15 protein-coding genes are annotated in these 14,407 nt (G+C 45.4%); 3 read left to right on the top strand and 12 right to left on the bottom strand.

Translation table 11 applies throughout. The annotated features are described in order from the left end of the window. Nucleotides 1-7 precede the first annotated feature (7 nt). The 9 genes from nuoF to ACJJIN_RS13115 form a co-directional block, all read right to left on the bottom strand. Nucleotides 8-1,282 (bottom strand): NADH-quinone oxidoreductase subunit NuoF, encoded by a 1,275-nt coding sequence (gene nuoF / locus ACJJIN_RS13155; protein ID WP_444895019.1) that lies wholly within the window; start codon nucleotides 1,280-1,282, stop codon nucleotides 8-10. Further along, nucleotides 1,260-1,826: an NADH-quinone oxidoreductase subunit NuoE gene (nuoE, locus tag ACJJIN_RS13150; protein ID WP_444895018.1), complete on the bottom strand. Its 567-nt coding sequence runs from the start codon at nucleotides 1,824-1,826 to the stop codon at nucleotides 1,260-1,262. Before nuoE ends, nuoF begins: the two co-directional genes overlap by 23 nt. A gap of 145 nt (nucleotides 1,827-1,971) precedes the next feature. Then, entirely contained in the window at nucleotides 1,972-3,777 is a 1,806-nt protein-coding gene (gene nuoC, locus ACJJIN_RS13145; RefSeq protein WP_444895017.1) for an NADH-quinone oxidoreductase subunit C/D, read from the bottom strand. A 36-nt stretch (nucleotides 3,778-3,813) separates the two neighbouring features. After that, on the bottom strand, nucleotides 3,814-4,461 hold the full coding sequence (locus ACJJIN_RS13140) for an NADH-quinone oxidoreductase subunit B (RefSeq protein WP_282934025.1): 648 nt from the start codon (nucleotides 4,459-4,461) through the stop codon (nucleotides 3,814-3,816). A gap of 18 nt (nucleotides 4,462-4,479) precedes the next feature. Next, on the bottom strand, nucleotides 4,480-4,893 hold the full coding sequence (gene ndhC, locus ACJJIN_RS13135) for an NADH-quinone oxidoreductase subunit A (RefSeq protein WP_282934024.1): 414 nt from the start codon (nucleotides 4,891-4,893) through the stop codon (nucleotides 4,480-4,482). Between the two features lie 833 nt (nucleotides 4,894-5,726). Next, nucleotides 5,727-6,116, bottom strand: a complete 390-nt coding sequence (locus ACJJIN_RS13130) for a hypothetical protein (protein WP_444895016.1) — start codon at nucleotides 6,114-6,116, stop codon at nucleotides 5,727-5,729. Nucleotides 6,117-6,213: 97 nt separating this feature from the next. Then, a complete protein-coding gene (locus ACJJIN_RS13125; protein ID WP_444895015.1) occupies nucleotides 6,214-6,687 on the bottom strand; it encodes a CYTH domain-containing protein in 474 nt (157 codons plus the stop codon). Nucleotides 6,688-6,795: 108 nt separating this feature from the next. Next, nucleotides 6,796-7,200: an ACT domain-containing protein gene (locus ACJJIN_RS13120; RefSeq protein WP_444895014.1), complete on the bottom strand. Its 405-nt coding sequence runs from the start codon at nucleotides 7,198-7,200 to the stop codon at nucleotides 6,796-6,798. A 426-nt stretch (nucleotides 7,201-7,626) separates the two neighbouring features. Beyond that, a complete protein-coding gene (locus ACJJIN_RS13115; RefSeq protein ID WP_444895013.1) occupies nucleotides 7,627-8,496 on the bottom strand; it encodes a LysR family transcriptional regulator in 870 nt (289 codons plus the stop codon). A gap of 113 nt (nucleotides 8,497-8,609) precedes the next feature. On the opposite strand from ACJJIN_RS13115, the gene ACJJIN_RS13110 reads away from it, so the two are divergent. Continuing rightward, complete coding sequence (locus ACJJIN_RS13110) at nucleotides 8,610-9,041, top strand: DoxX family protein (protein ID WP_444895012.1); 432 nt, start codon at nucleotides 8,610-8,612, stop codon at nucleotides 9,039-9,041. A gap of 393 nt (nucleotides 9,042-9,434) precedes the next feature. Here ACJJIN_RS13110 and ACJJIN_RS13105 read toward each other — a convergent pair whose 3' ends face one another. Then, on the bottom strand, nucleotides 9,435-9,698 hold the full coding sequence (locus ACJJIN_RS13105) for a hypothetical protein (RefSeq protein WP_444895011.1): 264 nt from the start codon (nucleotides 9,696-9,698) through the stop codon (nucleotides 9,435-9,437). A gap of 418 nt (nucleotides 9,699-10,116) precedes the next feature. On the opposite strand from ACJJIN_RS13105, the gene ACJJIN_RS13100 reads away from it, so the two are divergent. Further along, nucleotides 10,117-11,526, top strand: a complete 1,410-nt coding sequence (locus ACJJIN_RS13100; RefSeq protein WP_444895010.1) for a YdgA family protein — start codon at nucleotides 10,117-10,119, stop codon at nucleotides 11,524-11,526. Between the two features lie 800 nt (nucleotides 11,527-12,326). Here the strand turns inward: ACJJIN_RS13100 and gcvA are convergent. After that, the gene (gene gcvA / locus ACJJIN_RS13095; protein ID WP_444895009.1) at nucleotides 12,327-13,256 is read right to left on the bottom strand and encodes a transcriptional regulator GcvA; all 930 of its coding nucleotides are present in this window, start codon (nucleotides 13,254-13,256) and stop codon (nucleotides 12,327-12,329) included. A gap of 90 nt (nucleotides 13,257-13,346) precedes the next feature. On the opposite strand from gcvA, the gene ACJJIN_RS13090 reads away from it, so the two are divergent. Beyond that, nucleotides 13,347-14,096, top strand: a complete 750-nt coding sequence (locus tag ACJJIN_RS13090) for an SDR family oxidoreductase (RefSeq protein WP_444895008.1) — start codon at nucleotides 13,347-13,349, stop codon at nucleotides 14,094-14,096. A 44-nt stretch (nucleotides 14,097-14,140) separates the two neighbouring features. Here ACJJIN_RS13090 and ACJJIN_RS13085 read toward each other — a convergent pair whose 3' ends face one another. Next, nucleotides 14,141-14,374 carry a DUF5062 family protein gene (locus tag ACJJIN_RS13085; RefSeq protein ID WP_413664607.1) on the bottom strand — a complete coding sequence of 78 codons (234 nt, stop codon included), beginning with the start codon at nucleotides 14,372-14,374 and terminating at the stop codon, nucleotides 14,141-14,143. Between the last annotated feature and the right edge of the window lie 33 nt (nucleotides 14,375-14,407).

Below are 14,407 nucleotides of genomic sequence, written 5' to 3'. Positions count from 1 at the left end.
CGCTAATTTATTGGTAGGGGCAACAACCGCCTTCAATATGGTCGATAAAATCCTGTTCAAAGAGTTTTAACGCACTTTGTATAGGCTCTGCAGCGCCGGGAGCCAGGGCGCAAAAAGTATTGCCGGGGCCGATACGCTCGCACTGTTCCCTGAGGAGTTCCAAGTCTTCTTTAGTCCCCTGGCCAGACTCTATTCTCTCCAGAATTTTGACGGCCCAGGGCAAGCCGTCCCGACAGGGGGTACACCAGCCACAAGATTCCCGCGCGAAGAACTGGGTCAGGTTCAGTACCAGGCCTACAGGGCAGGTTTTATCGTCGAGCACGGTGATCGTGCCGGTCCCCATACGGCTGCCGGCCTTGCCGATAACGTCGTAATCCATGGGAAGATCGAGGTGGTCCGGGCCGAGGAAGTCGGTCGATCCTCCACCGGGAAGAATGCCCTTCAGTTGCAGGCCATCTTTCATGCCACCGGCATGTTGTTCAATAATTTCGCGAATGGGCGTCCCCATTGGGAGTTCCCAAGCCCCTGGATTATTAACCTTGCCGCTAACACCAAATATTTTGCTTCCCGCATCGTCACCCCGGCTAAGGTTTTTGTACCACTCCACGCCGTGGCTAATTAAATGGGGGAGGTTGCACAAGGTCTCTACATTGTTAACGACGGTGGGTTTGCCCCAAAGCCCGCTGACCTGTGGAAAGGGGGGCTTGGCACGGGGAATGGCCCGCTTGCCTTCAAGGGCGTTTAGCAGTGCGGTTTCTTCACCACAGATATAGTTACCGGCGCTGCGGTGCAGACAGATCTCCAGATTAAAGCCACTGTCGAAAATATTTTCGCCAATCATGCCCTGCTGCTTGGCTTCATCGATTGCCTGTTCGAGCCGGTTTGCAGCCAGGTGGTATTCACCACGAATAAAAATATAGGCGTGAGAGGCGCCAATGGCATAGGCGGCTATAGCCATTCCCTCTAGAAGGAGGTGGGGGTCTCGCTCCATTAGCAATCGGTCTTTGAAGGCGCCGGGTTCCATTTCATCGGCGTTACAGACAACGTACTTTTGTTTGGGCGAATCTTCACCCCTAGGTACAAAACTCCACTTCAGCCCAGTGTTAAACCCCGCACCACCGCGTCCACGCAGGCCTGCATCTTTTACTTCGTTGATAATATCGTCCGGTACCATGGTGATGGCTTTGCGCCAGCCCTGGTAGCCGTCGTTTTCCACATATTGCTCAATAGTGGCGGCAATATTGTCACTGGAAATATTCTTAGTCAGTGGATTTGTCAGCATGGTATTTTTTCTTCTTATCGATTAATTCATCAATACCTTTCTCATCCAAATGGCGATGCATCTCCTCGCCGAGCATAAGGACTGGAGCTTTATCACAATCTCCCAGGCAAGGCGTTTCCAGCAGGGTGAAAATCCCATCTTCGGAGGTCTCTCCAGGCTGGATATTTAAGCGCTCAGATATTTTTTTCTGCAAATTATCGCAACCCATAATCCAGCAGCTGGAGCTTTTACACAGGTAGATCACTTCCTTGCCTACTGGTTGACGGAAAATCAACTGGAAGTAGGTGGCGACACTCTCAAGTTCTGCAACGGGAATATCCAGATAATTGGAAATTGCCTGGAGGCTCTCATCGGAAATCCAGTCGCGATGTTTCTGTACAATCCGCAACGCCTCGAGCCCCACTGAAGTTTTTTCGTGGTAGTGGGTGGCTTCCTGATCAATTTCCTCTTTTTCTTGTACTGTTAAGGTCGCCTGGTTGTCTGCTGAGTTGCTATTGCCTTGCTCCATTACTTCAATCAATTCCGGTTCTAGTAAGCTGGACATAGTCGCCCCCGAGATAGAACTTGCGGAGGTTTCGTTGAGGCGCTGCTGCCATCTGTGTGTGCGATGGCTGAAACGCTGGGTATATTTCCGTACACTTTTCTACTCCGCTGCTATACGGCCCTGTGCGTGCCGTAGTTTTTTATTGTTATCTGTCCACATCCGCCATGACGAAGTCGATGCTGGCAATAATGGCAATAAGGTCAGCAATCAATAGTCCGTTGGACATTAACGGAATCATTTGCAGGTGTGGGAATGAAGGGGTGCGAATTCGGGTCCTGTATGAGGTGGTCCCCCCATCACTAACGATTTGGTAGCTGTTGATTCCTTTAGTGGCCTCAATGGGATAACACACTTCGCCGGCTGGCATTACCGGTCCCCAGCTGTTATTCACAAAGTGCTGAATTAAAGTCTCGATATCCTCCATGGTGCGCCCCTTTCGCGGAGGGGTAGTCAAAGGGTGGTCCGACTTATAAGGGCCTGCCGGCATATTTTCCAGGCACTGGCGGATAATCCGCAGGCTCTGCCATATCTCGTCCACCCGGACCCGGCAGCGGTCGAAACAGTCCCCACCATCGTAGCTGGGAATCTCGAACTCGAACTGATCATAGCCGCTGTAAGGGCGTTTCTTGCGCAGATCCCAATCCAGGCCCGTGGCGCGAAGCCCTGGCCCGGTAACCCCCCACTCAAACGCCTCCGCCGTATCGTAGACACCAATACCACGGGTGCGGCGTTGCAGGAGTTTGTTTTTAATGACCATGCCGTCGTAATCGGCTAAGCGTGCGGGCATATAGTCGAGAAAGTCCCGCACCATCTTGTCCCAACCTTGGGGTAAGTCCTGCGCTACACCGCCGATACGGAACCATGCCGGGTGCATCCTGCCGCCGGTAATGGCCTCAACTATTCCAAACAGTTTTTCCCTATCGATAAACATATAGAACACGGGAGACATCTGCCCCACGTCCTGGGCAAAGGTGCCAAAAAATACCAGGTGGCTGGATATGCGGAAGAACTCGCACATCATCACCCGTATCATCTGTGCGCGTTCAGGGACCTTAATGCCGGCGAGTTGTTCCAGTGCCATCAGATAGGGCAGGTTGTTCATGACACCGCCGAGGTAATCGATACGGTCGGTGTAGGGCACATAGGTATGCCAGGCTTGGCGCTCGGCCATCTTCTCCGCACCGCGATGGTGGTAACCGATATCTGGCACTGCATCGATAATCTGTTCACCATCCAGCTGAAGGGCTACACGGAATACCCCGTGCACACTGGGGTGATTCGGGCCCAGGTTGAGGAACATAAACTCCGAATCCTCATTACTCCTGGCCATGCCCCAGTCTTCCGGCCGGAACAGCAGGGCGTCTTGTTCCTTGCGCTCTTTCTCTTCTGACAGACTAAATGGGTCGACTTCGGTAGCCCGGGCGTGGTGATCCTTACGCAGTGGATGCCCCTTCCAGGTCAGCGGCATCATGATTCTCTGTAAATGGGGATGACCGGGAAAGTCGATACCGAATAGATCCCACACTTCCCGCTCATACCAGTTGGCATTCTCCCAAACGGTAGTAATAGTCGGTGCACTCAGATCACTCTCGGGAAGAGCCACCTTAATACGGATAAATAAATTGCGGGTAAATGAAAGTAGTTGATATACCAGGGTGAAATCGCTGGAAGGCTGTTTTTCGGTTCCCTCCCCACGGTTGATCCGCAGCCGTTCGTCGATAGCACTCAGGTCATACAGCATTTCAAATGGTTGGGTGATATCCCGCTTGAGAAAGAGTAAAAGAGGGATCAAGGCATGTTTCTCGATCCACAGTGTGGGCATATCATCACAGTGTGGCTGCCACCAGAACGAGTGAAGCTTATATCCGGTGTCGAGGTCCCGAATAAATGCCTCTGCTGCTTTCCTGTAGGGAGTTGCTGTGTGGACAGTTTTCGCAATTACGCCAGTCATTGGCTATTCCGTTGTTTTTTTCTTATTCCATGAAGCCTAAACACTGTCGGGCGCACGTAGCATGTCAGCTTTCATACGTTCCTCCCTATGGAGGTCACGCTGACTGGGCTTTGGAACCTTGTGAGTTCCTTGATCATCCACAACCCAGCTGAAGGCTCGTCTCTCCGCAGCCACCGACTTTTGCAGCAAGGTCAATCCCTGCAGTAGAGCCTCTGGGCGAGGTGGACAGCCGGGCACATAAACATCGACCGGGAGAAACTTATCGACCCCCTGAACCACACTGTAGATATCGTACATACCGCCGGAATTTGCGCAGGAACCCATGGAGATGACCCAACGGGGTTCGATCATTTGCTCGTAGAGTCGCTGTACCACTGGTGCCATTTTCAGGAAAACTGTCCCTGAAATAACAATTAAATCCGCTTGTCGTGGGGTTGCACGGATGACCTCAGCGCCAAAGCGGGAGATGTCGTGGCGGCTGGTGAAGGCGGTGGCCATTTCTACATAGCAACAGGACAACCCGAAGTTAAATGGCCACAGGGAATTTGAACGGCCCCAGGAAACCAGCTCTTCGAGTTTGGTAAGGAGAATATTTTTTTCTAAATCTTGAGTGCTTATTTCTTCAGAAGGATTGCCGTGTTCGGTAGCAATCAGGTCGTCGGCTTTGCTCAGCTTCCAGCGCATTATGAATTCTCATTGTTGTTATCGGGGTTTTTGGCGTTTCTCCAAACTCTTCTGGTATCCGCCCCAGTCAAGTGCACCCAGGCGCCACAGATAAATAAGCCCCACCAGCAGTATCACGATAAATACGGTGGCCTCGATAAACCCGAGCAGGCCAGTTTCATAAAATGCGATGGACCAGCTAAACAGGTAAATCGCCTCCAGGTCGAAGACGATAAACAGGATGGCAACAAGGTAATAGGCGACAGAGAGGCGCAGACGCGCATTGCCCTGGGAAACAATACCCGACTCATAGGGCTCATCGGTAGCCGGGTCTCTGCGTTTCTGACCGAGAAAATAGGAAAGGCTGAGCATTAAGGTAATTAGGGCAAATACGGCCAGACAATAAACAATCAATGGCCAAATCTGAGGAGTGAACTGATCCGGGTAATTCAACTTCGCTCTCCCATGTTTCTGCGGGCGAAGCCCGTATCAATCACTGGTCTTGCAGTAAAAGGGCAAATCAAGAATGCTGATTTTGAGGGTGCTCTCACGCAAGAAGAGATAATTTGAAAAACGATTATTGCTTTTCTGCGAAATTTTTTAGTTGTCGGTAATCCTATTCGCTTGTCTGATTTATAAATCGTTGCGGGAGATAGCGCCAGTGGTGCGAAGGAACGTTTAATTCTTATGTATATACTTTTTATTCGGTAGGGTTATGTAATGTCTTGCGACAGCTCAATAAATGAAAATGTGCGCCAGTTTTCAGAAGGTGAAGGAGGGTCCTATTGTTCTTAAACTACTCCTCTGATCAAAAGCAGATTGAAGTTTTTAGGGTTACGCAGTACTGGACTTAGAGTGTGGTGTCATTGGCTTGTCTGGCACCTAATAATGCCATCATAGCGTACTCCACTTGCCGTTCTGTATGGGACTTTCCATTTCTCATGAGAGAGATAGTTTGGCCAAGCAAGTACATTTATCCAATTCTTTTTGGTATTTCTAACAAGGTACACATCGCTTGCGTTACATTGAAGTTTGTACCTACGGAATCCTTCTCCTATTACGGAATAATCTCGCCCCTTGAGCTGAACTTCAGAGTCTCCCCAGCGGCCATCTGAGCTTTCAAAGCTTACATCGGGGTTGTGGATTTTTATAAAGCCAAAGAGGAGTGTGATTCCTAAAACCAAAATTAATAAGCAAATTACTCTTATTGTGGTGGTAGTCATCGCTTGCTTCTGAGTACCTTTTATTCTCTTTTTAAGCATGCTTTCGGCGTGGGTCTTTAGTGCTTAACTTCTATAAGAATTGTAATATATAAGCAGTTTGTTGATTGGCGACAATGATTTGCTGTGTGTAGATTGCTTGCGAATTACAAGGTCACCACCACTAAACTGAATTTTCTGTCCTTCGAAGATAACTTCCTCCCAGCTATCAGGGTTCGACGATTCGTTTTCATGTACCACTAAATAGCAAAAATTTGGATTTTCAGTTTTGAGTAAACTACTTACTAGTGAAGCTGCACTGATACCATACTTTTCGCATAGTTCAAGCTGTCCTATCGCCGACTTTACCTGAATTAAAATGCCAATATGCTCAGATTTAAGTTCTATCGACTCAAAGTCATTCACCGATTCTAGCTCGGTTAAATATCTTTTTAATTCTTCTATGGCTGGGTTCATAGTGATTTACTCATGATGCCTGGCTGAGCCGAGGACATACAGAATTTATTTTGTGATTAGCTCAGCGAATTATGTGTCAATGTTGCGCACGTTCTAGTTATGATTTATCCCAATCTTTAAATGGAAAATCTAGTAAGTTGGAATTATAATATTTTGGATCTCCAGTAACCTCTTTATCAATCCACTCCGGCAACACCACACTCTCAGATTCACTTTGCATCTCGACCTCAGCAACAATCAAGCCGTCATTATCTCCATGAAAGATATCTATTTCCCAAGTGTGTTTTTCGTGCTCTACTATGAACCTCGTTTTATCTATGAGGGGACCATCACATAGCTCCGCAATCATTTCATTTGCGTCTTCAAAGGGTATTGGATACTCAAACTCAGTCCGTGTAATTCCTTTACTTTCACCTTTCAATGTTAGGTATGCACGATCTCCAATTACACGAACTCTAACTACAGCTTTGGACTCCGTACTCACATAGGCTTGTTTGATTCTCTTTCCTCCTGTAAAAGAAGCAATAGACTTTTCATCTACTAAGAACTTCCGCTCAATTTCCTTTGCCATACTTTCTCAACCCTAAAATCTTAACACTTGCTTAATAGGAATATACGAGGTGGTCAAAATCTGACACGCAGCGTAGTAGTCAGCCAGTATATGCCCTTGTTGGAGCACTTATAAACCGTTTTTGCCGACTTCTTTCAATGCAATCAACGCTTTCCTTGCTTTTTCTGATTGTACAAAAATATGGTCATGGAAGTATGCTGCAATTACATTTGCGCTAATACCCTTCGAAGCTAGTTTGTTAGAAACAGCGGCTGTTAATCCAACAGCCTCTAAACTAGAATGTACGGTTAAAGTTATTTGCTTGTAAGTATTTTTAAACTGCAAGCCCTCTCGGCTTGCGATATCTTTTGTTAAGACAAGTGTTAATCCTTCTTTTTCATTGAAGCTCGCAAGTGGGTTCCATTCAATATATTGAGCTAATGAGCCTGAAACAGTGCAAAATACAAATTCATCTTCAATAAGTTCGGGATTCATTTCGCTCAAAAGACGCTCTAATTCTATAATTCCTGACATTGCTTGAAAATTCCAAATTTTTACTTGTACAGCAAGCGCCAATCAATATGGAGCATGGCTGCAAAATGGTGGTGGTCCAACAAATACTTGTTCTTGCGATCGTGCTTGGCTTTGTATGGTTGTTCTTGCCTGATTCTGATACTGAACTCCTTTTTGTTAGCGGGAAATTAAAGCCAATATTCAATGGTAACCTAAGCCTTTGATTTGTAACATTTTGTTTGATAGCCAGCCTATCAAGGCCCGCATAAACGGGGACTTATCAGAAACCTATTAACTGTAAATTGCATAGTCAGGTTTGGACTTTAGGCAGAAAAATAAGATGACAAGAAAATGAAGAAGAGATAGAGGAACCTTTGGTGTTGTAACATTTCGTAATACATAGAATTTTAGCTCCCCCTGATAGTTCCATGCATAGGAACATGCAAATCATTGAACTTTATAATTTTCCATTTTAGTAATTAAGAAGTCCCAAAAAGCCTTGATACGTGCTGTGTTTCTCAGATCCTTATTAGCAAGAATCCACAAAGATGAGTTGTACTTAGCGTCCAGTTGATAGAGTTCAACTAGATCGTATGAATCATCAGTTGGTAACAATGCTATCCCTTGATCATTAAGCGCAGCGTTCAATGCTGTAGTGATAGAATTACAATATATGGATTTAGCATTGTGTTTAATTCGTTTCTGATACCAATGCACTGCTGGGTTATCTAAGTGCACGTAGTCAATAGCTGTTAGGCGTTCAATTTCGGACAACTTGAAAGGAGCGTTATACCCACTAGCCTTCAAAAAGTCTTCAGAGGCATAGATGCTTAAATTTACATCTCTCATTTTACGCGCAATAAGGTTTTCCGGTGCTGTATGACTTGCCCTAATGGCAATGTCCGCATCGCGATGCTCGATATCCAGAGCCTGCTCACTTTCAAGGATCTCAAACTCAACGTCGGGGAATGACCTCCGGAATTCACTAACCCACTCGGGCAAAGTGGTCGTTGCCATTGTTGAGGGTGCGGTAACACGAATTAAACCTTGAACTTTGTCATGTTGCAGAGAACTTTGAATGAGGATGCCATCGGCCAATGACTCCATTCGCTTGGCACTATCCAAAACAGTTCGCCCCGCCTCAGTCAGTTGGTAGCCGCGACGACTAACAATAAATAGCTGCGTTGAAAGCTCACTTTCAAGCTGCTGGATCCGCCTCCACACAGTGGTCGAATTAACATTCAACTGCCTAGAAGCCGCCTTTAAGGTTCCTTTCTCTGCAAGCGCGATAATGACCTTCAAATCGTTCCAATCCATATCACAAACCTGACGTTGCATTCATGCAATACCAGTTTGCCTTTTTGTCTATATAACTGCAATAAGGGAACACCTAATCTGTGCATGTTATTCAATGAAACAGGATTCCCTTCATGAGAAAACAAGCAGTCATTTTTTATGTGGCCTCTTCTTTGTTCGCAGTGCTTATGGCGGCATCGGGCATGTCCAAACTATCTGGGCAAGAGGACCTCGTTCAGGCAGCGAATGAACTAGGCTACCCCCTATATTTGTTGAAAATCTTAGGTACCGCCTATTTGATCGGCGCGATTGTAATCCTTCAACCAAAGTTTGAAACACTTAAACAGTGGGGATATGCAGGTTTCTCCATCGCTTTGATCGGAGCTGCGGGATCGCACCTGTTGGCTGGGCAAGCGCTCAGCACTGCTTTACCAGCTACTGTCCTATTGGTCGTTTTAGCGGTTGTGGTAACTCTGAATGCAAAACTGACTCGCCTTAACCTTTCTATAGGAGAAGACCTCAACAATGTCTCTCAATCTCAAAGAGAAATTTCAGAAGCTAATTAGATGTAACTTTTCTGGTGTTTGAGATAGAAAGACTGTGATGCGGTGCACTGATTGATCTGGCCCAATTAACAATCAAGAGGAATGCTTTTCCATGAATGATGGTAGTGTCGTGTCACTGTGGAAAACGATCTCATTTGACTTGATTAAGGATAACGCTAAAGAAGGCGCAAGTTATTCAGGTTGAGCAAATTGAATTGCTTGACCTACACCACTCATTGAAAACCAAGGTTGGTAAACCCTCTATTACGCGCTATGGTTATTTACCCGGGCGAACAAAGTTGGGTTAGGCGGTATTAGTGTTAATATCCTGAAAGTTCAAGATCACTTCGGTTGAGGCGATATTTTGGCGGCCTCTGTGATCAACAGGACCTATTGCTGTATCTTATTATGCCTTTAAAGCCCACTGAGGGAGCCCCACAACTTGCCCCAGCGTTCTAGTTTTTCTTCGGCACTTAATAGTCTTGGCTTCACTTGAACAGGTTTGCCAATTTCATTCATGTCGTTCAATATGTTGAGATTTACCGCTCCGCGAAGCTGACTATTTATATCGCAGCCTACGGCTAACAGTTGATTACAACTTTTACAATGATAGAAATTAGCGAGCTGATCCCAATTTTGTCTAGTTGAAATTCCATCTCCAATGAAAATTACTAACATATTTGGATCACTAATAATGCGTGATGGGTTAGCTTGACAATAATTACAATCGCATACGTGTGGATTTAAACCTTCGAGTGGCCCAGTAAACTGAACCTCAAATCGTCAACGGTTACATTTACACGATCCTTTAAAGAGCATAAGAATTTGTGCCAATTACAGTTGAGCAAGGCGTTCGCATTGTCGGTGAGGGAAACCTCCCCCTTTGCCATCACGGGCGCCAGTCAAGATAGTTAATGTGGTGGGTTTCATAGAGTCCGCTTCACATATTGTTGTTGTGGGACGCCCGTTTTGTAGTTTAGAGTGAAAAGGATAAATATTTTACATATTCACTTACAGCTAACTGTAAGTATGAGATAATAATAGCAAATAATAGACTTATTTCCCATCATCATATTTGTAGTTTGGATTTATCTTAATGAAAAAAGTATTAAGTGTATTGCTTCCGGCAGCAGTGCTTACCGGTATTGTTGGGCCTAAAATAGTAGGTGCTCAGCTCGAGTCATCCATTGATGAAATACTCGCTACTGCGAATAAAAATTCGGCATACACGGTTGAAGTAAAAAACATGGATTCATCCTGGTTTTCAACCCAGGCCACCTTTTTGGTCAGCATGGATGTCAATGCTTTCGCGGATATACCAGTTACCTCTGAACTTGAATCTTTTTCTGTAGAAGTGGATTTCAGTGCTTCCCACGGCCCCTTTCGCTTCGGTGAACATGCCGGTTTCGGATGGCTTGGCTGGACGCTAGAAGTCGCCGGTGATCAATTGCGTGAACATTTGGTTTGGGCTGAGGAGGCTCCTTTTTACCAGGTCCATGGCAATATGAAGGCCTTAGGTAGTTATTACTATAACGATAGCATTACACCATTTACTACTGATGTTGAGGATCAAAAAACTCAGTTAACTTTTAGTGGTTTTCAGGGTCGTGGGCAATATCAGGATGAGCAACTAACTTACCAGGGGAGTGCCGATAGCCTTACCGTTACTTCCGAGCTAAGGGATTTTAAGGTTGAAAGGTTGACTATGGATATGACCATGCCTTCCTCCCTTGAAGCAATGTTTGAAAGTACGTTTTATGATTCTGATACAACAATTAACTTTGGTGCCGTAAAGTTAAATGATAGAGAGCAAAACGAAAATATTGACATTGCTGATTTATATATAAAGGCCAGTACTGAACTCAACCCAGAAAATCAGCTGGGGAATATGCAAGTTGCCTATGGAACTAAAAAGGTCGATATAGCTGAATTCCACGGTGAAGATCTGGCCCTTGAGCTTGAGGTCACCAATATCAGTCAGGAATTTTTGAAGTCTTATCAGGACTTTGCCGTTTCACTCAATAAACTACCTACGGAAGAAGCAACTACTAAGACAATGGAGTTTATGAGCGAAAACTTGCTATCTTTAGTGGCTGGCGAGCCTCAACTGAACATTACCAGCTTACGCGGTACTTTCCCACAAGGCAGCTTTAATAGTAACCTTCATACTAGCTTAGTTGGCATCAGTGCGTTACCGGAGCAACCACTAGATCCGGCTTTTTGGCTGTCACACACCTTAGTTGACGGAGAGCTAAGTGGCGATAAAGCTGTGATTGAATTTATTGCCGTACAAGTGATGAAAGCTCAATTGAAAAATAACCCTCAAACTCAAGGTATGAGTGAAGAGCAACTGGAGCAAATCGCTGCTCAACAGGTGCCGACCATATTAGCGTCCCTTGAACAGCAAGGTTTGTTAGTGTCTACCAATGACGGCTACATCTCAAATGTCAGCCTGAAAGATAGTGAGCTTAAGGTGAATGAAAAACCTATGCCGTTACCGCTTTAGTAGATATTAGCCTTTTGTAATAGAAGTGGCTTATCTTAAGCCACTTCATACTTCCCCTTCTCTTGTTACCCTTCCAAGGCTGATGATTTATTTGTTTTCCTGTTTTCCTGTTTTCCTGTTTTAACGGTGTTGTCCTGGGTTGCCAATAAAGTTGGACATAGGTTAGTGTTGTAGACGGTATAATCGCAATAATATCTCATCTAAACATTGCTGCCCCGTGGTTATCATGAGCCATATGTGACTCTCTAAATACTGATGATGTAGTTATTAAATCAAAGCTAAGTAATAACAAGTGTTAAAGCTTGGGGTGCTCTATTTTGAATTTTATTATTTTTTTTGGTAAGTGATTATCAATATATTTAGATTGCGAAAGATCGCTTTGTTGATATCTTTAGGGTGGGGTATTGTTAGAGCTCTATTTCCAGTCTTTTGATTTCTGATTTGCTAAATTTTCTACCTTCAATATCACCTGTATCTCTTACTTTATTCATGTGTTCTCCGTTCGGCATTTTACACTTGTGTATATAATGTATGTATTTAGCATTGTTAGCACCTAGCAAAACATGTAGTGCTGACTCTGGTGCCTAATCAAGCTACGTGACCGTAACTTTTTACTTTTGCGGATTTTAAACATTATTATTTTCGGAACTCCTTGTATCAATTAGCTACGAGACCGCTGGATCAATATTTCCTGAAAATATTTTACTTGTAGATGGATTATTTTCATAAGACTATTAACGCTTAGGGTTATCGGCGAGGCTTTGCCGTGTCCAGCTAATTGATTGTTGTTGAGCGATACCTTATCCCTCTCCGGGCTTGCGTTGAACAGCTTGATTTACCTCGCTGAGTATAAAATTACGAAAAGCCTGTACTCCAGGGCTATCAAGTTTTTCGTATGGGCAGACAAGATAATAAGAAAAGTTGGAATCAATACTCACGTCGAATGGTTTTACGATTCTTCCAGATTTTAAGTCATCCTCGATTAGAGATATTCGGCCCAATGCAACGCCCTGGCAGTTTTCGACGGCAATTGCGAGAGAGTTACCATCATTCATGACGCTACCTGATCGCGGATCGACATCGTCGACCCCGGCTGCTTTGAGCCACGATGCCCAATCGTCAAAATTATCTTCATGCAGTAAGGTTTGATGCTTGAGGTCGGAAGGCTCTTTCAAAGGATTTTTGCCGTTAAGCAGTGCAGGGTGGCAAATCGGGCTTAAATCGAGCGGCAACGAAAGCCTGGTCACTGAACCTTGCCAGTTTCCGTCACCAGCTCGAATGGAAATATCGACACCATCGTTAGTGAAATTGGCGAGAGCCAGGGTATGGTGAACATTCAACTGTATATCAGGGTAGGTTCTCCAGAAGTTACCTAACCGCTGTATTAACCATTTGCTGGCAAAACTGGGGGTTACGCTCACGGTTACCACCGGAGATTGACTCTCGGCTTTGATGAGGTGGAGTGTATTTTCGAGTCGATCAAAACATTCACTGGCTTCGGATAACAGCTTTTTCCCAGCATCGGTCAATGAAATCGACTTTCCCGCACGATGGAACAGTTTTACACCCAGTCTCGACTCCAAATTTCTCACCTGGTGACTGATCGCCGTTTGCGTAACGCTCAACTCCTTCGCAGCATCGGTAAAACTCATATGCCTTGCCGCAGCCTCAAACCCACGCAAGCCGGTCAAAGATGGTAAAGATCGTGTTTTGGTATGAATTAAACTCATAAGTACATGTAATTATATCCTTTTGCTGCCACTTTTAAAGATCGTATATTGATCTCCACCCATGAATTATTTGCACTAGAGGATAGCGTAATGTCCGAAACAAGAGTTGCTATTATGACTGGAACTGGTCAGGGAATTGGTGCCGGCTGCGCCCGCGAAATGGCTAAGGCGGGTTACAAAGTCTCGTTGATGTCCCCTTCCAACCGCAGTGTTGAACTGGCCAAGGAATTAGGTGGTATAGGGCGGCAGGGTTCGGTTCTCGAAACCGCAGATCTGCAAGCAATGGTCGACGACACGATGCAAACCTATGGCCGTATCGACGCCGTCGTTAGCAATATGGGCCATGGTGGCGGGGTGCCGGAAGAAATTAAAACAGTAGGGTTCGATCCTGATTTCAACGGCCCCCTGCTCGAGCTAAGTGATGATCTCTGGCATGAGAGCCTCGATATGTACGTGCTCAATGTCGTCAAGCTTGCCCGTATCGTCACGCCGATTTATATCGAGCAGGGGGGAGGGGCATTCGTCAATATTTCTTCAATGAATACGGTTGAGCCGAGAGCGCCTTATCCGATGAGCATGCTGCGTGGCGCTTTACACAGTTTTGCCAAGCTCTATGGTGATCGTTATGCAAGATACAATATTCGCATGAATAATTTAATGCCGGGCTTCTGTGAAAACGTAAACCTGTCGGAGTTTGCCCGCAGATCCATACCCGCACAGCGCACTGCCACGTTCGAAGAAATCGGGCAGACCTGTGTCTTTCTTGCTTCACATGAAGCCCGATACATCAATGGGCAAAGTATCTTGTCTGATGGCGGTATGAATCGGGCGGTTCGCTAGACACTAGCGACTACTTGATTTAGTTGAAAATCCTATTAGAGCGCTCAGTACTTTGAAGCCCAAATTGCCAACCTATGCATGATTGCCTTCTGTGATATCTTGTCTTCTGGAAGCGGTTGAATTACTTTATCGTGAACTAAAAGACGGTAAATATATTCGAGTTTCTCGTGAGCTGAATCGGTAGCTTCGAACTCGACAACTCCTCGCTTGGTGCCATATGCAGTACCGAGTGCTATAGCCTTTTTCACTAACTCTTTTTCGTTTTTGAGTTTCTTCATTATTATGTCTCAACGAGGTTGTCGATATTACGC

Source organism: Microbulbifer maximicatervae (SeqCode) (genome assembly GCF_052467505.1).
This window is presented reverse-complemented; position numbering and strand designations above follow the sequence as displayed.